Consider the following 23,025-nt stretch of genomic DNA (forward strand, 5'->3'; position numbering starts at 1 on the left):
CGGCGCACACCATGCCCCGCAGTGACGGTAAAGATACCGGCTATTTGCCGCGTACGGCCCGCATCATGTCCCACATCGGCGTAAAGATACCCAGCGCCAGGATCAACACCATGACCGCCACGATCCCGATCAGGATCGGCTCGATCCGGGCGGTGAGGCTCTTGAGGTCATAATCCACCTCCCGTTCGTAATACTCGGCCGCCTCGTGCAGCAGATCATCGACCTGGCCGGTCTCTTCCCCCACCGCGATCATCTGCATCACCAGCGGGGTAAACAGGCCGCTGGCCCCGGCGGTACGCAGCAGGCTCTCGCCCCGCTCGATGCCGGCCCGCATGTCGCGGATCCGCCCCGCCATGTGCGCGTTGTCCACCGCGTCGGCCACCAGGCTCAGCGCCGTGTTGAGCGGCACCCCGGCCTTGAGCATCATGGAGAAGCTGCGGGCGAAGCGGGCCAGCAGGGAGCGCTCTATGATGGTGCCGACGATCGGCAACTTGAGCTGCCATCTGTGCCAGGTCAGCTTGCCCTTGACCGTGCTGACCCAGTGCCGCCAGCCAAACACCATGGCCAGCAGCACGCCGAGCATCACCCACCAGTAGTGCACGAAGAAGTGGGAGGTAGCGAGCAGGATCCGGGTCGCCAGCGGCAGCTCGACGCCAAATTTGGCGAACATGCCGGCAAAGACCGGGATCACCATGATGTTGAGGATCACCATGGCGATGCCGATGGCAATCAGCACGAAGCTGGGGTAGCGCATGGCGGTCTTGATCCGCTTGCGGGTTTCCAGCTCCAGCTCGAAATAGTTGGCCAGTTGCAAGAACGCCTCTTCCAGCTGACCCGTGTTCTCCCCCACGTGGATGATGGCCACGAACAGGCTGCTGAACACCCTGGGGTGAGCCTGCATCGAACTCGACAGCGGCCGGCCGTTGCCCAGATCCTCCCCCAGCGCGTGCAGCGCCCGCTTGAGCGGCTTGCTGTGGGCACTCTCCTCCAGCCCGGCGATGGCGCGCAGGATGGGGATGCCGGCCCGGGTCAGGGCATACATCTGGCGGCTGAACACCACCAGCTCGTCCAGCCGCACGCCCCGCTCCAGCAACAGGGACCAGTCGAGGGCGGCCGCCTTCGCCTTGCCGGGTTTCAACTCGGTCGGCATCACGCCGCGACGCATCAGCTGCTCGGCCGCGGCCATCTCGTTGGCCGCGTCCACCACGCCGCTGACGGCATTGCCCTGGCTGTCGCGCCCCTTGTAGGCAAAGCTGCTCATGGTGTGCCTCGCGCCAGCCGGCCCCGTTCACTGCCGATGAAGTTGGTCATCACTTACCCCAGATCCTCGGCCAGTCTCAGCACCTCGTCCACCGAGGTGATCCCCTGGCGGGCATAGTCGAGCGCCGTCAGGGCCAGGGGTCGGTAGTGCTCGTGCTCCCGCGCCGCCCTGGCAAACCCTTCGGCGTCGTTGCGGCGCAGGGCATCCATCATGGGCTGATCCAGCTCCAGCAACTCATACACCCCGATCCGGCCGGCGTAGCCGGTGAAGTTGCAGCTCTGGCAGCCGCGTCCCTTGTGGTAGACGTGTGCCCCCGGCGCTTCGCCGGAGAGCACGGTCAGCCAGGTGGCCTGCCCCTCGTCCGGCGCCTTCTCCTCCACGCAGTGCTCGCACACCCGCCGCACCAGCCGCTGGGCCACCACGGCCCGCAGCGCACTCGCCACCAGATAGCCGGGCGCCCCCATGTCGATGAGGCGCAGGGCGCTGGTGACGGCGTCGTTGGTGTGCAACGTGGTCAGCACCAGGTGGCCAGTGATGGCACCGCGCAGGCCGATCTCCACCGTTTCGTTGTCCCGCATCTCCCCCACCAGCAATATGTCTGGGTCCTGGCGCAGGGTGGAGCGCAGCACGTGGGAGAAGGTAAGCCCGATCTTGGGATTGACCTGCACCTGATTGACCCTGGGCAGCCGGTATTCCACCGGATCTTCCACCGTGATGATCTTCTGGCTGGCCTGGTTGAGCTCGGAGAGAGCGCCGTAGAGGGTGGTGGTCTTGCCGCTGCCGGTGGGGCCCGTCACCAGGATCATGCCGTGGGGCCGTTTGAGCTGGCGCCGGAAGCGGGTCAGGATCTCCGGCGGCATGCCGGTCTCGGTCAGCGACAGGATGCCGGAGGATTGGTCCAGCAGCCGCATCACCACGGACTCGCCGTACTGCACCGGCATGGTCGACATCCGCACATCCACGTCGCGGCCGCGCACCTTCATGTTGAAGCGGCCATCCTGCGGCAACCGCTTCTCGGAGATGTCGAGCCCGGCCACCAGCTTGAGCCGCAGCACCAGCGCCTGGGCGATGCGCACCTCGCTCAATATGTTCTCGTGCAGGATACCGTCGATGCGCTGGCGAATGCGCAGCACCTTCTCGTCCGGCTCGATGTGAATGTCGGAGGCCCCCACCTGCACCGCGTCCTCGAACAGGGAGCGCAGCAGCTTGGCCACCGTCGCCTCCCCCTCGTCGCCGGCCCCCAGGTTGCTGGAGCCGAGCTCGAAGCCGGCGTCCTGATACTCCTCGTGCAGCTGCTCGGCGAAGCTCTCTATTTCGCGGGTGCGGCGATAGAGGCGGTCGAAATACTCCAGCAGCTGCCCTTCCCGGGCCACCGCCAGCACCATCTCGCGGGGACTGAGCAGGGCGGCGATGGCGTCGAGGGCGCTCAGGTCCGCCGGATCCGACATGGCCACCGTCACCCTGTTGTCGGTGAGGTTGACCGCCAGCGCCCGGTAGCGGCGCGCCTGCACTTCCGGCAGCAGCGGCACCGCCGACGCATCTATGGTGAGGTTGTTGAGATCGAAGAAGGGCACGTCCAGCTGGCGGGCGAGGAACTGCAGCAGCTGCACCTCGCTGATGAAGCCGAGATCGATCAGGGTGGTGCCCAGCTTGCGGCCGGTCTGACGCTGCTGCTGCAGGGCGAGCTGCAGCTGATCATCCGAGATGATCTGCTCTTGTACCAGCAGGTCGCCGAGGCGCATTTTCAGTCTGGGTTGTGCCATGCAAACTCCAAAAAAGTGATCCCGGCCACCCGTCAGGGGGCGAGCTGGGCAATACGCTGTTCAAGCCAGCTGGTCGAGGCCTCGCCCAGGTTGCCGTGCAACTGGGCATTGCGATAAGCGTCCAGCGCCCGCTGGCTGTGGCCCTGCCCATCCTCGGCCACGCCGAGCCCGAGCCACCAGCGGCCTTGATCCGGCTGCTGGCGCAACAATTTCACATAGAGATCCGCCGCCTCGGTGTGCTGGCCCAGCTCCTGGCTGAGCCCGGCCCAGGTGGCGTAATAGTCCAGATTGCTGGCGAGATCCGGTCGGTAGCCGGTCAGCCAATCCAGCGCCTTGCGCTGATCACCGCCACTGATGGCGAGCCGCGCCAGCAACAGCCGAAAATCCGCCTGCCCCGGATCGAGCCTGAGCCCCTCCTCCAGCAACTGGCTCGCCTCGCTCAACCGCCCCTCGCCGTAGAGCAGACCCGCCAGCTGCTCGCGCGCCCCCTGATTGCGGGGATCGTGGGCCAGCACCTGATAGTAGTTGTCCTGGGCATCGCGCAGCTGGCCCTTGGCCATGGCGGTGGTGGCCTTGCGCTCGGCCAGGGTGGCCAGCTCGGCCTCGGAGAGGTTGACCGTCTCTATCTTGAGGATGCCGGGCTTGCGCGGCGCGGCCGCGGGGGCCTCCTGCTCCGCCGCCAGTTCGGCATAGAGGTCGGGTTGCAGCTCCTCGTCGCTCGGCCCCTCCTCGTCGACGGCCGCTACGTCTGCCTCGTCGGCGACAGCCTCTTCCTGCGCAGCCGGCGCCTGTCTCGGTTCGGCGGCCGGCGATGGGGCAAGCTGGCGCGGGGTCGGCAGCGCCACCACCTGATCCACCGGTTCCTGTTCTGCACTGGCCGGCACAAGGGCGGGCACGGCGTGGGCAACGGCGTCCGGTGTGGGCTCGCCAGCCGCCTGCAACTGACGAACTTCAGCGACCCGCTGGCTCTGCTGCCAGTAGATCCAGGTACGCCAGCCCAGAATGCCGAGGGCCAGCCCGCAGATCAGGGTCAGCAGCAACATCCACCAGCCCTGCTGGCGGACGGGCGGCACATAGACGGCTCCCTCGCCCCCCTGCTGGCGCTGTTCCAGATCCTTGAGCATCTGATTGATCACGCTCATTGCCAGACTCCATAGGCGAGGGCGCAGCCCAGCAGCAACAGCAGCGGCCACCAGCGCCGCGACAGCAGGCGGCGAGCGTCATCGGTGTCGCGCACGGCCAGTCGCACCAGCCGGCCGTCGATCTGGCGCGCCCCCTGACCGTAGGCCAGCATCAGGCACTTCTGTGCCAGTATGTTGATGAGCCGCGGGATGCCGCGCGAGGCGCGCCACAGCTGGCGCAGGGCCGCCCCACCAAACAGCGGGGCCCCGCGATAACCGGAGATGTGCAATCTGTGCTCCAGATAGGCGCGGGTTTCGTCGAACCGCAGCGGCCGCAGGCAGTAGGAGAAGCCGATCCGCTGGCGCAGCTGGCGCAGATGGGGCTTGGCCAACCGGCTATCCAGCTCGGGCTGGCCGAACAGCACGATCTGCAGCAGCTTGCTCGACTCGGTCTCCAGGTTGCCAAACAGCCGGATTGCTTCCAGCGTCTCGTCCGGCAGCGCCTGCGCCTCGTCGATCAGCACCACCACCCGGCTCCCCTGCCGATGCAGGCTGATAAGGTGGCGATGGATGCGGTCGGTCAGATCCAGCTCGCTCTGATCCCGCACCGGCAACCCCAGCTCCAGCGCCAGGGCGATGCGCAGCTCGGCCGGCGTGAGATGGGGGTTGGGCAGCCAGGCCAGACGCACCGGCTGCTCCTCGGATCCCAGCTCGCTCAGCAGCTTGCGGCAGAGCAGGGTCTTGCCGGTGCCGACCTCGCCGGTCACCTTGATGAAGCCCTCCCCCTGTGCCAGCGCCCAGTTGAGCACCTGCAGCGCCTCCTCGTGCGGGGGCAGCCCGTAATAGAAACCGGTGTTGGGAGTGAGGCCGAAGGGGGCCTCCTGCAGCCCGAAGTGGTTCAGGTACATGTCGTCAGCTCCCACGCCAAGGCCGGGTGGTCTGCAACAGACCACCCGGCAGCACCAGACCAGGGGACAGAGCCTGATACGCGTTCATGCCATCAACCCTTGGGGGGATACCATTTGTCGAGCAGTTCGGAGGAGCGCTGCAGTTCGTTCTGCCAGGTGTCCTTCTCCACCACGGTCGGTTTGAGCAGGATCACCAGCTCCACCTTCTTGGTGCTTTCGCGCCGGTTGGTGAAGGCCTCGCCGACCCAGGGGATGTCCCCCAGCAGCGGCACCTTGCTGACGATCTCCTGCTTGTCGGTCTTCATCAGGCCACCGATGACGATGATGTCGCCGTTGTTGGCCTGCACCACGGTATCGGACTCGCGGATCGAGCTCCTGGCCAGCGGCAGGACCAAGGGATCCGCCGTGCCGACATCGATGGTTTTCTTCTGCTCTTCGGTGTCGATGACGGAGGGGTGGATATGCAGCAGCACCTTGCCCTCTTCGTCGATCTGCGGCGTCACATCCAGCGCGATGCCGGAGAAGAAGGGGGTCAGCTCTACATTGGGCGTGACTATCGGTGCCGATGTCCCTGAGGTGGTGGTCGTGGTGGAGGCGTTGGTGACGAAATACTCGTCGGTCCCCACCTTGATCACCGCCTTCTGGTTGTTGGTCGCCGTCACCCGCGGGCTGGAGAGGGTATTCACATCCCCCTGGGTCTTGAGCAGGTTGACCGCCACGTTGAAGTTGCCATCCGTGATGGTAAAACCGGCACCACCACCAATTGCCTTGAAAATCGGGTTTGTTGCGCCCACCAGGCTGGTTCCCAGCGAACCGGCACCGTTCAACAGCTTGTACGCAGGGTCGCTGCCCGGAGCAGTCAGGATGGGCTGAGCCACCGTCGGAATACCCTTGTTGCCATCCCAGCTGGCCGTCAATCCGCTCCAGTCCACCCCCTGCTCGTAGCCTTCGCTGAGGGCCACCTCCAGGATCCGCGCCTCCAGCACCACCTGGCGCTTGAGATGACTCTCAGACTGGTTGAGGAACTCGCGCACCGCCTTGAGCTCCTTCGGATAGGCCCGGACGGTGACCAGACCCGCCTGCGGGCTGGTGATGACGGCGCGGCCGTCGCCGCTGCCGATCAGGGTCTGCAGGGTATCGCGCAGATCGGTCCAGTAGTCGCTGTTGGTGTCGGTCTCGATGCGGGTGCCGTTGCCGTCACTGCCCGAGCCGCCATTGGAGGAGCGGTTGCTGGTGTTGTTGTTGGTACTGCCGTTGGCGTTATCGAAGTTGTTGTTATTGCTGCTGTTGCTGTCGTTAGAGGCCACCCCGCCGGTGCTGACCGAGGTGCGGGAGAGGCCGCGCCGGGACATCATCAGGTAGTTGACCGGAATGGTCTCGGTACGCAACCCGGCCGGGTAGACGTGAAACACGTTGCCCTTGCGCTGCACATCGAAGCCGTACATGTCACCCACCACCGCCAGCACTTCGGTCAGGGTCACGTCCTTGAGCTCGACCGAGATCTGGCCGGCCACCCCGGGGTGCACCGCCACGCTGTAGCGGGAGCCCTTGAACAGAGAGCCGAAAAATTCCACCGCATCCACGTCGTGCGCGGCGATGCGCAGCCTGGGCTCCGGCATGCTGATGGCCTGGGGCGGGCGGTTCAGTTGCAGCAGTTCGCTCTGTACCGACTTGGGTACGCTGGTCAATGCGCCGGCCTTGCTCTGCTCGGTCATGGCATGCCGAAGCGCGTCCTTGGCCTGCACGGGTTCTGGGTGACGGTAGCTGGTACAGCCTGCCGTCAGCACGGCCACGGAAATCAGGCAGAGATGATGTTTTTTCATGTAATTAGTGCGCCCTGACTTGCAATTAAACTCGACAAACCTGGCCCCGCCCATCCCGGACGGAGCGCGTTCAGATGCGGATTTTGCTGGCAAACAGGGTCAGCGACTGGCGCTTGCCCCCCTTCTCCAGCACCACGGCATCTGCACTGATGGCCACCACACGATAGCCCTCGACCTGCTGGCCGACCCGATAACTGTTGCCGTTGAGCACCGCCAGTGCCGGGCCGTTGCCCAGCATGATGCTCTGCAGCCTGGGCAGACCGGCCTCGCGGGAACCGGTCGCACTGGCGCCACTGGTGACGCCGCTCAAGGGAGCGGTGGGATCCTGCAACACCTCGGTCTGCGCCTGGGCCAGCAGGGTGAACAGACACGCCCACAGAGGAAACCATCTAGCCACGAATGAACTCCTTGCTGGTGCTGAGGGTGTAGATCTCCATCTCCACCACGGCCTTGGGGTGCTCCTGCACCTGATAGTCAAACTGCTTCCAGTAGAAGTGGCGCGGCAGCGCCTCCAGCGCCTTGAGGTACTGGTAGACGTCGAAATAGCCGCCCTCCAGCTTGAGGCGGATGCCGTGCTTGAACAGGTTGATGCGCTGCTCGCCCGCCATCAGCGGCTCGGGCGCCAGCGAAGTGAGCGCCACCATGTGCAGATTGGCGGAGCGCGACAGCAGCGCCTCCAGCACTTCCGGCATCTCGTGGGCCTGGATCAGATCCACCGTCTGGGCCTTGAGCGCCGCATCCAGTTTGCCGATCTCCTCATCCACGCCAGCCAGCTGGGTGCGCACGTTTTGATCCGGATCCCGCGCCAGCCTGGCCTGCTTGCCCTGGTTCTCGAGATCCATGACCTCCAGATCCCGCTGGGCAGAGCTCAGCGCCAGCCGATCCTGCTCCAGCCGCACCACGGCGGCATCCAGCCAACCATAGGTGGAGATGGCACCGACCAGCACCACGCCGGTCAGCATGATCAGTACCCGCTCACGCTGGCTGAGGGCGGCCAGCTTGTCTGCCCAGGCCTGCCACTGCGCTTTCAGGCTCATCAGGGCTTCTCCCGTTCGATGCCGCTGAGCTGGAAGGCCAGCCGGCCCTCCTTGTCACGGCTCAAGGTCAATTCACCAAACTGCTTGCCAGCCAGACTGGGGGTCTGCTTGAAACGGTTGACCCAGGCCGGCACGTCCTGGCTGCGGCCGGCGAAACCGGACAGGTTGACACGCCCGTCGGCGATCTCGATCCGCTGCAAGGAGAGCTGCGGATCCCGGATGCGGGAGAGATCGGCCATCAGCCCGGCATAGCCCCTGGATTTTTGCAGCGCCAGGCTGCCCAGCTGCCTGATCAGGCCCTGCTTGGCTGTCAGCTCCTCCTGCCTGGTGGCAAGCTGTTGCTGCAGCAGGCCATCGGCCTGGTGACGGGCCAGCTCGGCATCCAGCCGCTGCGCCTCGCCGCGTTTGACCTCCAGTTCAGCCCGCAGCTGGGCCAGCTCGCGCTCGACCCCGTGCTGCTGCCAGCCGATGACGGCGGCGGCGCACAGCAGCGCCAGCACGCAAGCGCCCCACACCAGCGCCATCTGGTTGAGGCTGGCCCACTGCCGTCTGGGCCGAAACTCGGCGCCATAGAGGTTGATCTGACGTTTCATCAGGCATCCTCCCCCAGAGCCGCTGCATAGGCCGAGAGATATTCGACTCCAGACAGGATCGCCTTGTTGGCCATGGCGGAGACGGCAAAGCCGAAGGTCTGCTCCATGTGCCGCACCAGGGTGCCGATGAAGGGCGAGGCGATGGCGAGCTGCATCTGGCCGAGTTCCGGCAGCTTGAGCTGGCCCGCCAGGTAATCGAGGGAGCGCTGGATCTCCAGCGCCAGCGAGTCGAGCAGCATGGCGTCCGGCTCGTGCTCGCCGGCGAGGGCCGTGAAACCACGCAGCTGACGGGAGAAGCAGAGCCCCCCCTGATGGAACACCAACAACTGCAGATCCTGCCCCTTCGGCTGCCACAGCAGCATGCGTACCGTCTGATCCGGCTCGTAGAGGGCGGTCATCGCCAACTCGTCGCTGACGATGGCCTCCAGGGTCGCCACCTGATTGACCGCATCCGCCAGCTGCTGCACCCGGGCCTTGGGCACGCAGATCACGTTGATGCGCGGCCGGCCAGCGGGCGGGGTGGGCAGGTCCACATAATCCATGGCGAGCTGCAGCACGGGCTCGTTGACGTAATCCTTGACCGCCCAGGGCAGGGCGCCGACCATTTCGGCATCGGGCACCGCCGGCTTGTCGATCTGGACCTGTTGATAAAGGCTGGCCGCGAGGGCGACTCGCACCTTAGACTTGGCGAGGCCGTGGCGGCTGAACAGCTCGCCCATGGCCTGAGACCACTCTTGCGGGCCGTTGATGGCGCGGGTGGCGAAGATGGGTGGGTTGCCAAGCGAAGCCAGCATGATCCGATCGCCGGCCAACAGGAGTCCCACCTGCCCGCCCGGGGTCGAACGTCTGAAAAGTTGTTTCATTGAAACCCGCACCTGGCCGCCAAAAATGGATTAAACCTTAGCATAAACAGAGCATTAGCCTCCAGATAAATGACGGATTACTCATTGCCACCCCAGCCCCAATCCGGCTTGTCGTTGCCGTTGCAACCGGCCCTGCTGCCCTCGCCGCTGCACGCTGTCTCGCACCCGCTGTTGAACGCCCATGATGTCCAGCTCTGGTGCAAACGGGACGATCTGATCCACCCCGCCATCTCGGGCAACAAGTGGCGCAAGCTCAAGTACCACCTGCGGTATGCCGAGGAGCAAGGTAAGCGCCATCTGCTCTCGTTTGGCGGCGCCTACTCCAATCATATCCATGCCCTGGCGGCGGCCGGGTGCCAATCTGGCCTGCGTACTACCGGCATCATACGCGGGGAACCGGAGGCCGTCAGCAACGCTACCCTGAGCGCGGCGAAAGGCTGGGGCATGGATCTCATTTTTGTCGACCGCCAGAGCTACCGGCGGCGGCAGGATCCAGCCTGGCTGGACCAATTCCAGGATGAAGAGACCCTGATAGTGCCGGAGGGGGGCAGCAGCCCGCTGGCCATCCCCGGGGTGGCCGAGCTGGTCGACGAGGTACCCTTCTCGCCGGATCTCTGGGTGCTGCCCTGTGCCAGCGGCGGCACCCTGGCCGGGCTCATCGCCGGCAAGCGGGAGCCGGAACAGATCCTCGCCATCGCCGTGCTCAAGGGGGGGAGCTTCATCGCCGACGAGGTGCGCCGCCTCCATCCGGCCGCTGCCGACACGCCCGGCTGGCGGATCGCGCTGGATCACCACGACGGCGGCTATGCCAAATTCACTCCGGCGCTCTGGCAGTGGGTGCTGTCCTTCAGCACCGAGACGGGTCTGCCACTCGAACCCATCTACAGCGGCAAGGCGATGTGGGGGCTGTTTCGTGAACTGGCGGCCGGCCGCATCCCGCGCGGCAGCAAGATCGTCTTCATCCACACCGGCGGCATGCAGGGGCTGGCGGGGCTGAGAGAGCAGGGGCGCCTGTGACGGACGGTCGGGCGCGGCGCAGGCGCTGAACCACCGCTCTTGACCACAAAAAAAGAAAGGGTCGCCCAAGCGACCCTCTCTTGCCTCCGTCAGGCGCCGGCCGGTTCCAGCACCAGCCGCTGTGGCTCGGCGAACCAGGGGCCCTGCCCGGCGTGCACCCCGAGGTGGCGCAGCATCTTCCACTCGTCGCCGCTCTCCACCCCCACGGCGATAACCCGGGTGCGGGTATTGGCACAGCCCCCCACCAGGCTGCGTACCGCCATCTGGTTGACCTGGCGGGTGTGGATCTCGCGCACCAGGCTGGGGTGCAGCTTGAGGAAGTTGATCTCAAACTCCTTGATGTACTGGGTGCTCACCACGTCCTGGCCGGCATGATCGATGGCCAGCTGGCAGCCCAGCATGCGCAGTGCCCGCAGCGGCCGCTTGAGCGCCTCGTAGTGGCGGGTCACCTGGGCCTCGGAGAGTTGCAGGATCAGCCGCTCGTTGGTGCTGCGCGGCAGTTGGAACAGATCGAAGAACAGCCAGCGCTGGAACTCCCGGTGCAGCAGGCTCTGGGCGCAGAGAGTCAGGCTGATGGGGCAGCTCTGCTCGGAGCGCTGACGCAACAGGGCGAGGGTCTGCTGTGCCACCAGCCGATCCAGCGGCAGCAGCAGCCCCGCCTTCTCCGCCATCGGCATGAAGACGCCAGCCTGCAGCTCCCGTCCCTGCTCGTCGTGGATCCGGATCAGCAGATCCTGCTGCAGCACCACCTGACCCCGCTCCTGCTGCACCGGCTGCACGTAGAAGTCGATGCCGTGCTCCTCGATGCGCCGGCCGATAAGGGTGCGCCAGCGCACCGTACCCTTGCTGCTCTGCTCCTCGTCCAGCTGCTTCTCGTAGAGGAACCAGCCGGTGTGGCCCTGCAGCTGCGCGCTCTTGAGCGCCAGCTCCGCCTCCTCCTGCACCTTGAGCAAGGAGTCCTCGGCCTGATAGCAGACCGCCCCCAGATAGACGGCGGTGTCGGCATTGACCGCCTCGGGCCAGTGCAGCCGCTGCAGACTCTTGTGCAGCTGGCCGGCGGCATCCACCATCTCGCTCTCCGACATGTTGGGCAGCAGCACCGCAAACACCTGACCGGCATAGCGCGCCTGCAGGGCACCGCTGTGCTTGCGCACGAAGGCGGCAATGGAGGCGCTCGCCTCCATCAGCAGATCCTGGCTCTGGCGGCCGTTCAGCTCGGGATCCAGCTCCTCCAGCCCGGCCAGCTCGATCAGCAGCACGCCGCCACTCATCACGCTCGCCTCCATGATGGCGCTCTCCAGCCGGTTGTCGAAGAACAGCCGGTTGCCGATGCCGGTCAGCTTGTCGACGAAGGCGTTGCTGCGGATGAAGTTGTCGAAGCGGCTGCGCTCCTTGCGGGCATCCGCCAGCTCGGCCAGCAGATAGTCGAGGGCCTGGCTGGCTGACTGCGGCCACTCGTCGGCCGGATCGTGGGCCAGCTTGGTCAGTTTGCCGTCCAGGATCAGCTGGGCCCGCTCCGCCAGCAGCTCGGCCCCGCGCAACTGCAAGCGCAGCCAGCGGATGGAGTACCAGAGCCCGAACACCACGATGAAGATGCCGAGGGAGATGCCGGACATGGCCTTGATGGAGTACTCGAACTCCTTGAACGGCCGCTCCAGCTTGAAGTCGGCCTGCATGTCGGGTTGATGGGGAATGGCCTGGTGATAGGGGATCAGCAAGCTCTCGTCGGTCGGCTGCTGCACGTCGCGAAACCAGTAGATCCGCTGCTTGTTCTGGCGGATCTCCAGCTCAACCACGTGGGCCGAGCGCAGCAGGGTCGGCAGCCAGCGGGTGAGATCCTGATGATCGTCGGCGATCTCCAGCTGCTTGTCGATGATCTCCACCAGGGAGTTGACCTTCTTCTGCTGCAGCTCCATGCCCAGCTCGCGAAAGCTGAACACCCCGCCAAGCAGCACCATGGCCATGGCCGCGATGACGCACAGGGTAATAAACGAGACAAGCTGGGTGGTCAGTTTCATGTACCTTTCCGTATGCCCGACAACTTCCATGTGGCTTCATCGTATCAGCCAACCTTGAAGCGCGCCTATGGACGAAGATCCCGCTTCTGGAATTAAGCGGGCGAGCATACCCAAACAGGTGCGAGAACACCAAGCCCCGGACAGGGTGGCAGCCAAAAAAGGAGGATCAAGGAAGAGAAAGGGGGCACGGCTCAGGGCCGAATGACAGGCAGAAAAATGGTCCCGCAGAGGGGACCAAAAGAAACACTCATATCAAAACTAACACTCTGTGCTACTGACAAAAAAACAGATACAGGAGTATTGAACACACGGTGAGTCAAACCGCACGGCTACTCTAGCCACTTCAGATAAGCTGGACAATTGTCATTTATGACAGGTCAGCGATTGAATCTTCAGCAGCCGATTTTATAAAACCATTATTTATCAGCAGATTATAAATCTACGACACAAGTGTGATCGCCTCCGCTCAAATCGATGCAGCTAATGCACTATGATGATGCCACTCATATGCATCCTATTCGCCCATCAGGCAGGTGCCCCTTGCGAACTATCTCCCCACTCTGGCTCACTCTGTTGCTGTTCTGCCTGCCGCTGCTGGCCAGTCTGCCCCTCAGCCAGCTGCTCGGCGGCACCCTGGCCCACCAGCTGCTGCAGAAGAAGAAAGAGGAGATCAAGGCCGCCCTGGTGGAGCGCCATCAGGTACTGGACGAGAGCATCCGCAACCAGCTGGTGCAGTTCCATTTTGACTGCGGCGAGCAGGACATGGCATTGCTGCGGGCCCCCCGTTTTTACAACGAACACATCCGCATTCAGGGGCTGCTGCTCGCCTCCGGTGGCGGCTGTTCCAGCCTGGGGATGGATCTGCCCTTCACCCTGGCCGAGCTGCCCCCCTACCCCAATCAGGATGCTTTCGGGATCGCGGCCACCCAGGCCCGCTTCAACACCGAACAGGAGATAGTCGCCTACTACCGCAGCGGCGGCAACATAGTCTACTGGGTGCTGAGCAACAGCTGGAGCCACGCCCTGCTGCAATATCCCTGCGCCAACTGCTTCTACCTCGAATTCAGCCAGCTGCAACCGGGGGGCTCCAGCCCGACCTTCCCCCGCGGCGACAGCGCCATCAAGGAGGAGGCAGGCAGTCAAAGCCTCAGCCTCAGTTTTCTCGATCCCCACGAGCAGATCCGGCAGACCCTGTGGGCGGGCCGGGCGCTCGAGCAGTACGCCCTGCAGCAGGCCCGCTACTACGGGCTCTGGTGCGGCGCCGCCATCGGGGCCCTGCTGGTCGCGGCCTACTGGGGGCTGCGCAACTACCGGCGCTCTCTCAAGGGATTGTTGCAGGCCGGACTGGCGCGGCGGGAGTTCGTCCCCTTCTACCAACCCGTGGTGGACAGCCGCAGCCAGCAGGTGGTGGGATTCGAGGCGCTGCTGCGCTGGCAGCGGGGCGGCGGCCTGATCCCGCCGGGGGCCTTCATCGACTATGCAGAAGAGCAGGAGCTGATCCTGCCCATGACCAGTCAGCTGCTGGAAAAAGTCATCGCCGACCTGCCCAAGCTCATCCCCGGCCAGTGGGTCAGTGTCAACATAGTGGCCTCTCACCTGGAACAACCGCACCTGCGCAATCTGCTGCTGCGCCACGGCTGGCCCTCTCCCGCCCAGCTCACCTTCGAGCTGACCGAGCGCAAGCCCATCACCGACATCGAGACGGCGAGCGCCGAGATCGGCGCCCTGCAGCAGCGGGGCTACCACTTCAAGCTGGATGACTTCGGCACCGGTTACGGCGGCTTCGCCTACCTGCAGCGACTCGGCATCCGCCAGATCAAGATCGACAAGATGTTCGTCGACACCATAGGCACAGACGATCTCAAGCGCAGCGTGCTGGATGCCACCATCGCCTTTGGCCGCGAGTCGGGCATGGAGATGATCGCCGAGGGGGTCGAACGCCAGGATCAGGTGGAATATCTCGACCAGCACGGCGTGCACCTGATCCAGGGTTACGTCTATGCCCCGCCCATGGCCCTGACCAAGCTGAAGATCTGGCTGCTGGCCTGGTACCAGAACCACGGGGGCGAGCGCTGAGCCAGCCTCTGCCCTCTCGATCGCACAGGCGAACACGACTCTGTGCTGGCAGCGGGTGCTGATGCGGCTCCCCTCATATCTTGCAACAAAATGTTTTTTCCTTGCGCGGACAACAGCCTTTATCATTGGCAGGGCCGTCACTGCGGTGACGTGCCATCCTGCTCCATACCCGTCGGCTCACGCCGCCCCGAGATGAGAACCACTGCCTATGAAGTCATTTATCCGGCAAGAGATTGCCCTGCCCGTCGGCCTGCTCACCCTGCTCTTCTTCAAGACGCTCGGTAGCGACCTGCTGACAGAGACAACTCCGCTCGGGATCTATCTTCCGGTGTCGGCTGTGCTGCTTGCCATCGTCACCTGGGCCATCTTCTCGGTGGTGCGCCACTCCGATGCCCTCGCCATCAAGCTGGGCGAACCCTTCGGCACCCTGATCCTGACCCTGTCGGTCATCTCGCTGGAGGTGGTGATGATCTCCTCGGTCATGCTGACCGGCGAACCCAATCCGGTGATGGCCCGCGACACCATGTTTGCGGTGGTGATGCTGGTGACCAACGGCCTGGTGGGCTTCACCCTGCTGTTTGGCGGCTGGCGCTACCACACCCAGAGCTTCAATCTGGACGGGGTCAAATCCTATCTGGTGGCCATCATTCCGCTGGCGCTGCTCTGTCTGGTGCTGCCCAACTTCACCGAAGGGGGCAACATCGGCAGCATGTCGAGCGCCATGTCCTGGATGCTGATCATCATCTCTGTGCTGCTCTACGGCGTCTTCCTGCTGATCCAGACCCGCAGCCACAGCCACTTCTTCATCGACAGCGATCACGAGGATTACGAAGAACACCACGGCCCGCTGCAGAGCAACGTCTACCACACCCTGTTGCTGCTCGCCTACCTGGTGGTGGTGATCCTGCTGGCCAAGACCCTCGCCATTCCCATCAACCACGGGGTCAAGGTGCTGGCGGCGCCGCCGGCGCTGGGGGGCTTCATCGTCGCCTGTATCGTGCTGGCTCCCGAGGCGGTCGGCGCCATCAAGGCGGCCTTCAACAACCAGCTGCAGCGGGCCATGAACCTCTACTTCGGCTCTGTGCTGGCCACCATCGCCCTCACAGTACCGGCGGTGCTGTTCATCGGCGCCATGCTGGGGCAGGAGGTGCGCCTGGGCCTCTCCGCCGCCGACATGGTGCTGCTTATCACCACCCTTATGGTGTGCAAGGTGACCTTCAGCAGCGGCCGCACCAATGCGCTGCACGGGGCTACCCATCTGGTGTTGTTCGTGGTCTATCTGTTCCTGATGTTCGAGCACGAATAACCGCTGAATCATCAACCCCAGCAACGAAAAGACCGCCCGATGGGCGGTCTTTTGTTATGGGCTGGGTGGCCGCTTAAAGGCTCGGCAGCACGCCGGCCGGGATCAGGTCGTTGTAGCTGGCACGACCCAGCAGGGCGGCGGCGGCCTCGATGTCCGGCGCGAAGTACCTGTCCTTGTCGTAGAAGCTGACCTCTTCCCGCAGCCGGCCCTTGGCCAGCTCGATGAGCTCTGTGCTGCGCAGCGGCGCGCGGAAGTCGAGCCCCTGGGCAGCGGCCAGCAGCTCCACCGCCAGGATGCCGCGGGTGTTCTCGGCCATGTCCGCCAGCCGGCGGCCGGCGAAGGTGGCCATGGAGACGTGATCCTCCTGGTTGGCCGAGGTGGGCAGGCTGTCCACCGAGGCCGGGTGCGCCAAGGTCTTGTTCTCGGAGGCGAGCGCCGCCGAGGTGACCTGGGCGATCATGAAGCCGGAGTTCACGCCGCCGTTGTTGACCAGGAAGGCCGGCAGACCGGACATCCGCGAGTCGATGAGCAGCGCCATGCGACGCTCAGACAGGGAGCCGATCTCGGCGATGGCCAGCGCCAGGTTGTCGGCGGCGAAGGCCACCGGCTCGGCGTGGAAGTTGCCACCTGAGATGATCTCCTCATCCTCGGCAAACACCAGCGGGTTGTCGGAGACCGCGTTGGCCTCGCACACCAGCACCTCGGCCGCCTGACGGATCTGGGTCAGGCAGGCGCCCATCACCTGCGGTTGGCAGCGCAGGGAGTAAGGATCCTGCACCTTCTCGCAGTTGTGGTGGGACATGCCGATCTCGCTGCCATCCACCAGCAGGTGGCGGTAGCAGGCAGCCGCGTCGATCTGGCCGCGCTGGCCGCGCACCGCGTGGATGCGGGCATCGAACGGACGGCGGCTGCCGAGGGCCGCCTCCACGCTCATGGCCCCTATGGTGATGGCGCCGGCGTAGAGATCCTCGGCGTGGAACAGCCCTTCCAGCGCGAAGGCGGTGCTCGCCTGGGTGCCGTTGAGCAGGGCCAGTCCCTCTTTCGGTGCCAGCGCGATGGACTCCAGGCCTGCAATCTTGAGGGCAGTGGAGGCGTCGATCAGCTCGCCCTTGTGGCGCGCCTTGCCTTCACCGATGAGCAGGCAGCTCATGTGGGCCAGCGGCGCCAGGTCGCCGGAGGCGCCGACGGAGCCCTTCTTCGGCACCACCGGATACACCTCGGCGTTGATGAGGCGCATCAGGGCCTCCAGCACCACCAGCCGGATGCCGGAGAAACCACGGGCCAGGGAGTTGAGTTTGAGCACCATCATCAGCCGCACGGTGGCGTCATCCATGTACTCGCCGATACCGGCGGCATGGGAGAGCACGATGGAGCGCTGCAGCTCGTCCAGCTGCTCTACCGGAATGCGGGTGTTGGCCAGGAGGCCGAAGCCGGTGTTGATGCCATACACCACCCGGTTTTGCTCGATCACCTTGGTGACCACGGCGGCGGAGGCGTGGATCCCCGGCATGGCGGACGGATCCAGGCTGACGTGTACCGGCTCGCGGCTGACGCGGCGCAGGGTGTTGAGGCAGAGCTTGCCCGGTTGCAGATTGAGTTCGAACATCTTATTTCACCCCTTTGCCGGCTGCGTCCAGCATCGGCAGATCCAGTTTCGCCTCGTGGGCACAGTTGATGGCAATCTCGTAGCCGGCATCGGCGTGACGCATCACCCCGGTGCCCGGGTCGTTGCGCAGCACGCGGCCGACCCGCTGGGCGGCGTCGTCGGTGCCGTCACAGACAATCACCACGCCGGAGTGCTGGGAGAAGCCCATGCCGACCCCGCCACCGTGGTGCAGGGAGACCCAGGTCGCGCCGCCCGCGGTGTTGAGCAGGGCGTTGAGCAGCGGCCAGTCGGAGACGGCGTCGGAGCCGTCCATCATGGACTCGGTCTCGCGGTTCGGGCTCGCCACCGAGCCGGAATCCAGGTGATCGCGACCGATGACGACCGGAGCCTTCAGCTCGCCGTTCTTCACCATCTCGTTGAAGGCCAGGCCCAGGCGTACCCGATCCTTGACGCCGACCCAGCAGATCCGCGCCGGCAGGCCCTGGAAGGCGATGCGCTCACGGGCCATGTCGAGCCAGTTGTGCAGGTGGGGATCGTCCGGGATCAGCTCCTTCACCTTCTGATCGGTCTTGTAGATGTCTTCCGGGTCGCCGGAGAGCGCCACCCAGCGGAACGGACCTATCCCCTGGCAGAACAGCGGACGGATGTAGGCCGGGACGAAGCCGGGGAAGTCGAAGGCATTCTTGACGCCCTCTTCCAGCGCCATCTGGCGGATGTTGTTGCCGTAATCGAGCGTGGCAGCGCCGCGGGCCTGCAGGGTCAGCATGGCTTCCACCTGGCGAGCCATGGAGCGGCGGGCGGCCACATTGACCTCTTGCGGCGCGCTCTTCTGCAGGTCACGCCACTGGGCCACGCTCCAGCCCTGAGGCAGGTAGCCGTGGATGGGATCGTGGGCAGAGGTCTGGTCGGTCACCACGTCCGGCGTGATGCCGCGGGCCACCAGCTCGGCGAAGACGTCGGCGGCGTTGCCGAGCAGGCCGACGGAGACGGCGGTGCCGCTCTGCTTGGCTGCCTCGACCATGGCCAGCGCCTCATCCAGGCTGTAGGCCTTCTTGTCGACGTAGCGGGTCTTGAGGCGGAAATCGATGCGGGTCTCATCGCACTCCACGGCGATCATGGAGAAGCCGGCCATGGTGGCGGCCAGGGGCTGGGCACCGCCCATGCCACCCAGGCCCCCGGTCAGGATCCAGCGGCCCTTGGGCTCGCCGTTGAAGTGCTGGTTCGCCACGGCGAAGAAGGTCTCGTAGGTGCCCTGCACGATCCCCTGAGTACCGATGTAGATCCAAGAGCCGGCGGTCATCTGGCCGTACATCATCAGGCCCTTCTTGTCGAGCTCGTTGAAGTGCTCCCAGTTGGCCCAGTGCGGCACCAGGTTGGAGTTGGCGATCAGCACCCGCGGTGCGTCCTTGTGGGTCTGGAACACGCCGACCGGCTTGCCGGATTGCACCAGCAGGGTCTCGTTCTCCTCCAGACGGGTCAGCACCTCGACGATCTTGTCGTAGCAGGCCCAGTTGCGGGCGGCGCGACCGATGCCGCCGTACACCACCAGGGACTGGGGATGCTCGGCCACTTCCGGATCCAGGTTGTTCATCAGCATCCGCAGGGGCGCCTCGGTGAGCCAGCTCTTGGCAGTCAGCTGGGTACCGTGGGGAGCACGGATGATCCGGCTCGGATCGTGGCGGGGATCCTGGTGTTGTACAGACATAGACACTCCTTGTTTAGCGATACGGTCAGGCGGCGCGGTGCGCCGCTACTTGGTCAACTGGTGGACCAGGCGCGCGACCACGCGGGCGCTGCGGTTGTCCTGATCCAGATTCGGGTTGTACTCGGCCAGATCGGCGAGCCTGAGCTTGCCGCTGGCCCGGATATGGGCGATCAGGGGTTCGATGACCGCCAGCTCCACGCCGCGGGCGGCAGGGGCGCTCACCCCCGGCATCACGGCGGCGGGCAGCACGTCCAGATCGATGGTCAAATAGAGGTGGTCACAGCGGGCGATAAAGGCATCCAGCCCGTTGAGCAAGACTGGCAGCTCGGTCGGCGTCATCGCCTCGTCCAGCACGTGCCACACCCCCAGCGCCTCGGCACGGGCAAACAGGGCCGCGGTGTTGGCGGTCTCGGCCACCCCGAGGCAGGCGTAGGTAAAAGGCGAGCCCTGGGCGACGCACTGCTCGGCAATCTGGAAGAAGGGGGTGCCGGAACTCGCCTGCTCCTGCTTCATGCGCAGGTCGAAGTGAGCGTCGAAGTTGATGATGCCCACCCTGCCACGGCCGCCCAGATGACGGTTGAGGCCGCTCCAGCTGCCGAAGGCCACCTCGTGGCCGCCCCCCAGCACCAGCGGGAACTGGCCCTGCTCGAGGGCAGCGGCCACCCGCTCGGCCAGCCGCTCGTGGGCGGCGTCGAGATCGCCATCCTCGCAGCGCACGTCGCCGCCATCATAGACCGGCTGGCCCAGATGCCAGGCCGTGTTGGCGAGCAGCTTGCGCACCGCCAGCGGCGCACTGGCGGCGCCGACGCGCCCCTTGTTGCGGCGTACCCCTTCATCGCAGGCAAAGCCGAGCAGTACCACGCCGGGTTCACCGCGCCCCTGCCAGGGCCGCACCCTGTCATGCCAGCGCAGGGCCAGTTCACCGTCTTCCGGATCCTGACGCCCCTGCCAGACCGACATGTCGATCCCGTTGATCTTATCCATGCAGGGTCTCCTCCCCGTTGACCACCCGGCTCACCAGCTGATCGACGCCGATGAGGTAGCTGAGTTCGGCCGGATGGCCGCAGTTCCAGACCAGGAAATCCGCCAGCATGCCGACCCTGAGCTGTCCCAGCTGCTCCTGCTCGCCAAGTGCCCGGGCGGCGTGGCGGGTCACCCCGGCCATGGCCTCCACCGGGGTCAGGCCGAACAGGGTGCAGGCCATATTCATGGCCATCCGCAGGGAGACGATGGGGGCCGTGCCGGGGTTGATGTCGGAGGAGACCGCCATCGGCACCCCCGCCTTGCGCAGGGCGGCGACCGGCGGCAGCTTGGTCTCCTTGAGGAAATAGAAGGCGGTGGGCAGCAGGGTCGCGACCACACCGCGGTGAGCCAGCGCCTGGACCCCTTCCGGATCCAGGTACTCCAGATGATCCACCGAGAGGGCGCCGAAGTTGGCGGCCAGCGTGCTGCCCCCCAGGTTGGAGAGCTGATCCATGTGCCCCTTCACCGCCAGACCATATTGATCCGCCGCCAGATAGACCTGCTCGGTCTGGGCCAGCGAGAAGCCGATGTGTTCACAGAAGACGTCCACCGCATCGGCCAGGCCCGCTTCGGCGGCAGCCGGGATGATCTCCTGACAGATGGTCTCGACCCAGGAGTCGGGATCGTCGCGATACTCCGGCGGCACTGCATGGGCTGCCAGCAGGGTGGTCTTGACCCGGATCGGCAGCGCCTCTCCCAGCCGGCGGGCCACCCGCAGCATCTTGAGCTCGTCTGCCAGGGTGAGGCCGTAGCCGGACTTGATCTCCACCGTGGTGACCCCTTCCCGGATCAGCGATTTGATCCGTGGCAGCGCCAGCTCAAACAGCTGATCTTCGCTGGCGGCACGGGTGGCACGCACCGTGCTGATGATGCCGCCGCCTTTGCGGGCGATCTCCGCATAGGGCACACCCTTCTGGCGCAGCTCGAACTCTTCGGCGCGGCTGCCGGCGAAGATGAGGTGAGTGTGGCAATCGATGAGGCCGGGGGTAACCAGCTTGCCCTTCATGTCCTGCCAATGGGCGGGATAGGGGCCCTTGAGATCCTGCATGGGCACCAGGGCGTGGATCCTCCCCTCATGAACGCCGAGGGCATGGGGCTCCAGCAGACCGTAGTCGGCCAGATCGGAGCGCAGGGTGGCGGGTGTCACGTTGAGCCAGACCCGCTCGCAGTTCAACAGTTCCTTGTTCATACCGACCTCTAAATGTATATACATTAACTTATATCCGATCTCTGACGGGAAAGAAAGGATCAAGTTCACATCTTGATAACAGCGTGTTCATTAGAGCTTAAACACAAAAAAGCCCGCCAGAGGCGGGCTTTGTCAAAAATGATATGTATATACAATTAGATGAGACTGGTCTTGGAGCTCAACTTGTAGCGGGAGCCTGGCGAGAGCAGGCGGGCATAGGAGACCAGATAACCGTCGGACCAGGTACGCCGATGCAGCAACAGGCAGGGGGTGTCGACCCGTACCTGCAGCAAGCCGGCTTCGCCGGCGCTCGGCAGCACCGCCTCCACCACGTGTTCCATCTCGGAGAGGGGGCAGACCTCCATCAGATAACGGTTGGGGGTCTGGCTGGCAAAATCCTGCTCGCCATACTCCGGCAGCCGCTCGGCATCGACGAAGCGCTCCTCCAGTTGCAGCGGCTCACCGTCGGCCTGATGGACGATGAGGCTGTGAAAGATGGGCGCCCCGACCCGCAGCCCCAGCTGCACCGCCACCTTCTCGTCGGCGGCCTGGCGTTGCAGCCGGATCACCCGGCCGCTGTACTCGCTGCCCCGCTCGGCAATCTCGTCGGCGATGTTGCGAATGGCCAGCAGCGGCGACTCGGTGCGCCGGTCCGCCACGAAACTGCCGGAGCCGGCGGTGCGCACCAGCCAGCCCTCGGCCACCAGTTCGCGCAGCGCCTTGTTGACCGTCATCCGGCTCACGGTGAACTGCTCGCACAGGGCGGCCTCGGTCGGGATCCGGTCACCCGCCTGATAGTGGCGTTCGCGGATCCCGTCCAGGATGTGCTGCTTGATCTGCAGATAGAGGGCCGGTGCCAACGGAATGCTCCTCAGCGACGGCGGTGGAGCGGACGCATGTCCGGCCAGGCACGATAGACGTCCGGGATCTGCTCAGGCCCGCTGATGCAGAGATCGAGATCGTGCAGCAGACCGTCCTTGATGCCGTAGATCCAGCCGTGTACCGCCAGCTCCTGCCCCTTGCGCCAGGCGTTCTGGATGATGGTGGTGTGGCAGACGTTGGCCACCTGCTCGGCCACGTTCAGCTCGCACAGGTAGTCGAAGCGCTCGTGCTCATCCTCGATGGCATCCAGCTGCTCGCGATACTTGAAGTAGACATCCTTGATGTTGCGCAGCCAGTTGTCGATGAGCCCCAGCTCCTGGTTCTGCATCGCCGCCTTGACGCCGCCGCAGCCGTAATGGCCGCAGACGATGATGTGCTTCACCTTGAGCACCTCGACCGCGTATTGCAGCACCGAGAGGCAGTTGAAGTCGGTGTGTACCACCAGGTTGGCAACGTTGCGGTGGACGAACACGTCCCCCGGCAGCAGCCCCATCAGCTGGTTGGCGGGTACCCGGCTGTCGGAGCAGCCGATCCAGAGGTATTCGGGGGCCTGCTGGGCGGAGAGGGTAGCAAAGAATTCGGGATCCTCGGCCTTGATCCGTTCCGCCCACTCGCGGTTGTTGGTAAACAGGTCGTTCAAGAGTTTCACTATCTGCTCTCCCTACTGTGGCAGTGGCGGCAACATACCATACACAAGGGTAACCAAGGCAAGGCCGACCAGATCCCCGCCAAACAAAAACAGGGCCATCAGGCCCTGTTTTCATCAGGAGGCTCAGGCCTCCATCGTATCTTTCAGCTGCCTGGGCGCGTGCTACTCAAACTGACGAACCCGCC

19 protein-coding genes are annotated in these 23,025 nt (G+C 64.9%); 3 read left to right on the forward strand and 16 right to left on the reverse strand.

What is annotated here, in order from left to right; translation table 11 throughout:
- Window positions 1-40 precede the first annotated feature (40 nt).
- From mshG to mshI, 9 genes are all read right to left on the reverse strand, one after another.
- On the reverse strand, window positions 41-1,261 hold the full coding sequence (mshG, locus tag I6L38_RS17365) for an MSHA fimbrial biogenesis protein MshG (RefSeq protein WP_010635376.1): 1,221 nt from the start codon (window positions 1,259-1,261) through the stop codon (window positions 41-43).
- 53 nt (window positions 1,262-1,314) lie between these two features.
- Complete coding sequence (gene mshE / locus I6L38_RS17370; RefSeq protein ID WP_017778493.1) at window positions 1,315-3,024, reverse strand: MSHA fimbrial ATPase MshE; 1,710 nt, start codon at window positions 3,022-3,024, stop codon at window positions 1,315-1,317.
- A gap of 32 nt (window positions 3,025-3,056) precedes the next feature.
- Window positions 3,057-4,166 carry a tetratricopeptide repeat protein gene (locus I6L38_RS17375; protein WP_201882130.1) on the reverse strand — a complete coding sequence of 370 codons (1,110 nt, stop codon included), beginning with the start codon at window positions 4,164-4,166 and terminating at the stop codon, window positions 3,057-3,059.
- On the reverse strand, window positions 4,163-5,053 hold the full coding sequence (gene mshM / locus I6L38_RS17380; protein WP_201882132.1) for an MSHA fimbrial biogenesis protein MshM: 891 nt from the start codon (window positions 5,051-5,053) through the stop codon (window positions 4,163-4,165). The genes I6L38_RS17375 and mshM overlap by 4 nt, the downstream gene beginning before the upstream one ends.
- A gap of 92 nt (window positions 5,054-5,145) precedes the next feature.
- Window positions 5,146-6,876, reverse strand: coding sequence for a pilus (MSHA type) biogenesis protein MshL (mshL, locus tag I6L38_RS17385; protein ID WP_099360337.1), 1,731 nt, complete (start codon window positions 6,874-6,876; stop codon window positions 5,146-5,148).
- Window positions 6,877-6,946: 70 nt separating this feature from the next.
- The gene (locus I6L38_RS17390; RefSeq protein WP_042049241.1) at window positions 6,947-7,273 is read right to left on the reverse strand and encodes an MSHA biogenesis protein MshK; all 327 of its coding nucleotides are present in this window, start codon (window positions 7,271-7,273) and stop codon (window positions 6,947-6,949) included.
- Window positions 7,266-7,913: an MSHA biogenesis protein MshJ gene (locus I6L38_RS17395; protein ID WP_201882134.1), complete on the reverse strand. Its 648-nt coding sequence runs from the start codon at window positions 7,911-7,913 to the stop codon at window positions 7,266-7,268. Before I6L38_RS17395 ends, I6L38_RS17390 begins: the two co-directional genes overlap by 8 nt.
- Window positions 7,913-8,506 (reverse strand): PilN domain-containing protein, encoded by a 594-nt coding sequence (locus tag I6L38_RS17400; RefSeq protein ID WP_201882136.1) that lies wholly within the window; start codon window positions 8,504-8,506, stop codon window positions 7,913-7,915. The genes I6L38_RS17395 and I6L38_RS17400 overlap by 1 nt, the downstream gene beginning before the upstream one ends.
- On the reverse strand, window positions 8,506-9,369 hold the full coding sequence (mshI, locus tag I6L38_RS17405) for an MSHA fimbrial biogenesis protein MshI (protein WP_201882139.1): 864 nt from the start codon (window positions 9,367-9,369) through the stop codon (window positions 8,506-8,508). Before mshI ends, I6L38_RS17400 begins: the two co-directional genes overlap by 1 nt.
- Window positions 9,370-9,438: 69 nt before the next feature.
- Here mshI and I6L38_RS17410 point away from each other — a divergent pair, with 69 nt between their 5' ends.
- Window positions 9,439-10,386, forward strand: a complete 948-nt coding sequence (locus I6L38_RS17410) for a 1-aminocyclopropane-1-carboxylate deaminase/D-cysteine desulfhydrase (RefSeq protein ID WP_216988787.1) — start codon at window positions 9,439-9,441, stop codon at window positions 10,384-10,386.
- Window positions 10,387-10,475: 89 nt separating this feature from the next.
- Here I6L38_RS17410 and I6L38_RS17415 read toward each other — a convergent pair whose 3' ends face one another.
- Entirely contained in the window at window positions 10,476-12,404 is a 1,929-nt protein-coding gene (locus I6L38_RS17415; RefSeq protein ID WP_216988788.1) for an RNase E specificity factor CsrD, read from the reverse strand.
- A 540-nt stretch (window positions 12,405-12,944) separates the two neighbouring features.
- Here I6L38_RS17415 and I6L38_RS17420 point away from each other — a divergent pair.
- Window positions 12,945-14,480, forward strand: a complete 1,536-nt coding sequence (locus I6L38_RS17420; protein WP_216988789.1) for an EAL domain-containing protein — start codon at window positions 12,945-12,947, stop codon at window positions 14,478-14,480.
- A 208-nt stretch (window positions 14,481-14,688) separates the two neighbouring features.
- Entirely contained in the window at window positions 14,689-15,786 is a 1,098-nt protein-coding gene (locus tag I6L38_RS17425; RefSeq protein ID WP_005308064.1) for a calcium:proton antiporter, read from the forward strand.
- A gap of 73 nt (window positions 15,787-15,859) precedes the next feature.
- On the opposite strand, the gene hutH is transcribed toward I6L38_RS17425, so the two are convergent.
- The 6 genes from hutH to can form a co-directional block, all read right to left on the reverse strand.
- Entirely contained in the window at window positions 15,860-17,392 is a 1,533-nt protein-coding gene (gene hutH, locus I6L38_RS17430) for a histidine ammonia-lyase (RefSeq protein ID WP_216988790.1), read from the reverse strand.
- A 1-nt stretch (window position 17,393) separates the two neighbouring features.
- Window positions 17,394-19,097 carry a urocanate hydratase gene (gene hutU, locus I6L38_RS17435; RefSeq protein ID WP_216988791.1) on the reverse strand — a complete coding sequence of 568 codons (1,704 nt, stop codon included), beginning with the start codon at window positions 19,095-19,097 and terminating at the stop codon, window positions 17,394-17,396.
- A gap of 45 nt (window positions 19,098-19,142) precedes the next feature.
- Window positions 19,143-20,081, reverse strand: coding sequence for a formimidoylglutamase (gene hutG, locus I6L38_RS17440; RefSeq protein ID WP_216988792.1), 939 nt, complete (start codon window positions 20,079-20,081; stop codon window positions 19,143-19,145).
- Window positions 20,074-21,309 (reverse strand): imidazolonepropionase, encoded by a 1,236-nt coding sequence (gene hutI, locus I6L38_RS17445; protein WP_005308059.1) that lies wholly within the window; start codon window positions 21,307-21,309, stop codon window positions 20,074-20,076. The genes hutG and hutI overlap by 8 nt, the downstream gene beginning before the upstream one ends.
- A 155-nt stretch (window positions 21,310-21,464) precedes the next feature.
- Window positions 21,465-22,169, reverse strand: a complete 705-nt coding sequence (gene hutC / locus I6L38_RS17450) for a histidine utilization repressor (RefSeq protein WP_017783162.1) — start codon at window positions 22,167-22,169, stop codon at window positions 21,465-21,467.
- 11 nt (window positions 22,170-22,180) lie between these two features.
- Window positions 22,181-22,840: a carbonate dehydratase gene (gene can, locus I6L38_RS17455; protein ID WP_043170644.1), complete on the reverse strand. Its 660-nt coding sequence runs from the start codon at window positions 22,838-22,840 to the stop codon at window positions 22,181-22,183.
- Between the last annotated feature and the right edge of the window lie 185 nt (window positions 22,841-23,025).

This window comes from Aeromonas sp. FDAARGOS 1408 (assembly GCF_019048665.1).
Classification (GTDB): Bacteria; Pseudomonadota; Gammaproteobacteria; order Enterobacterales; family Aeromonadaceae; genus Aeromonas; species Aeromonas dhakensis.

Coding starts and splice junctions, on each gene's coding strand:
- hutH (WP_216988790.1), bottom strand. CDS start 17,392: ATGTTCGAACTCAATCTGCAACCGGGCAAGCTCTGCCTCAACACCCTG.
- I6L38_RS17410 (WP_216988787.1), top strand. CDS start 9,439: ATGACGGATTACTCATTGCCACCCCAGCCCCAATCCGGCTTGTCGTTG.
- hutG (WP_216988792.1), bottom strand. CDS start 20,081: ATGGATAAGATCAACGGGATCGACATGTCGGTCTGGCAGGGGCGTCAG.
- I6L38_RS17415 (WP_216988788.1), bottom strand. CDS start 12,404: ATGAAACTGACCACCCAGCTTGTCTCGTTTATTACCCTGTGCGTCATC.
- I6L38_RS17395 (WP_201882134.1), bottom strand. CDS start 7,913: ATGAGCCTGAAAGCGCAGTGGCAGGCCTGGGCAGACAAGCTGGCCGCC.
- I6L38_RS17400 (WP_201882136.1), bottom strand. CDS start 8,506: ATGAAACGTCAGATCAACCTCTATGGCGCCGAGTTTCGGCCCAGACGG.
- mshE (WP_017778493.1), bottom strand. CDS start 3,024: ATGGCACAACCCAGACTGAAAATGCGCCTCGGCGACCTGCTGGTACAA.
- mshG (WP_010635376.1), bottom strand. CDS start 1,261: ATGAGCAGCTTTGCCTACAAGGGGCGCGACAGCCAGGGCAATGCCGTC.
- mshM (WP_201882132.1), bottom strand. CDS start 5,053: ATGTACCTGAACCACTTCGGGCTGCAGGAGGCCCCCTTCGGCCTCACT.
- I6L38_RS17375 (WP_201882130.1), bottom strand. CDS start 4,166: ATGAGCGTGATCAATCAGATGCTCAAGGATCTGGAACAGCGCCAGCAG.
- hutI (WP_005308059.1), bottom strand. CDS start 21,309: ATGAACAAGGAACTGTTGAACTGCGAGCGGGTCTGGCTCAACGTGACA.
- mshL (WP_099360337.1), bottom strand. CDS start 6,876: ATGAAAAAACATCATCTCTGCCTGATTTCCGTGGCCGTGCTGACGGCA.
- mshI (WP_201882139.1), bottom strand. CDS start 9,369: ATGAAACAACTTTTCAGACGTTCGACCCCGGGCGGGCAGGTGGGACTC.
- hutU (WP_216988791.1), bottom strand. CDS start 19,097: ATGTCTGTACAACACCAGGATCCCCGCCACGATCCGAGCCGGATCATC.
- I6L38_RS17425 (WP_005308064.1), top strand. CDS start 14,689: ATGAAGTCATTTATCCGGCAAGAGATTGCCCTGCCCGTCGGCCTGCTC.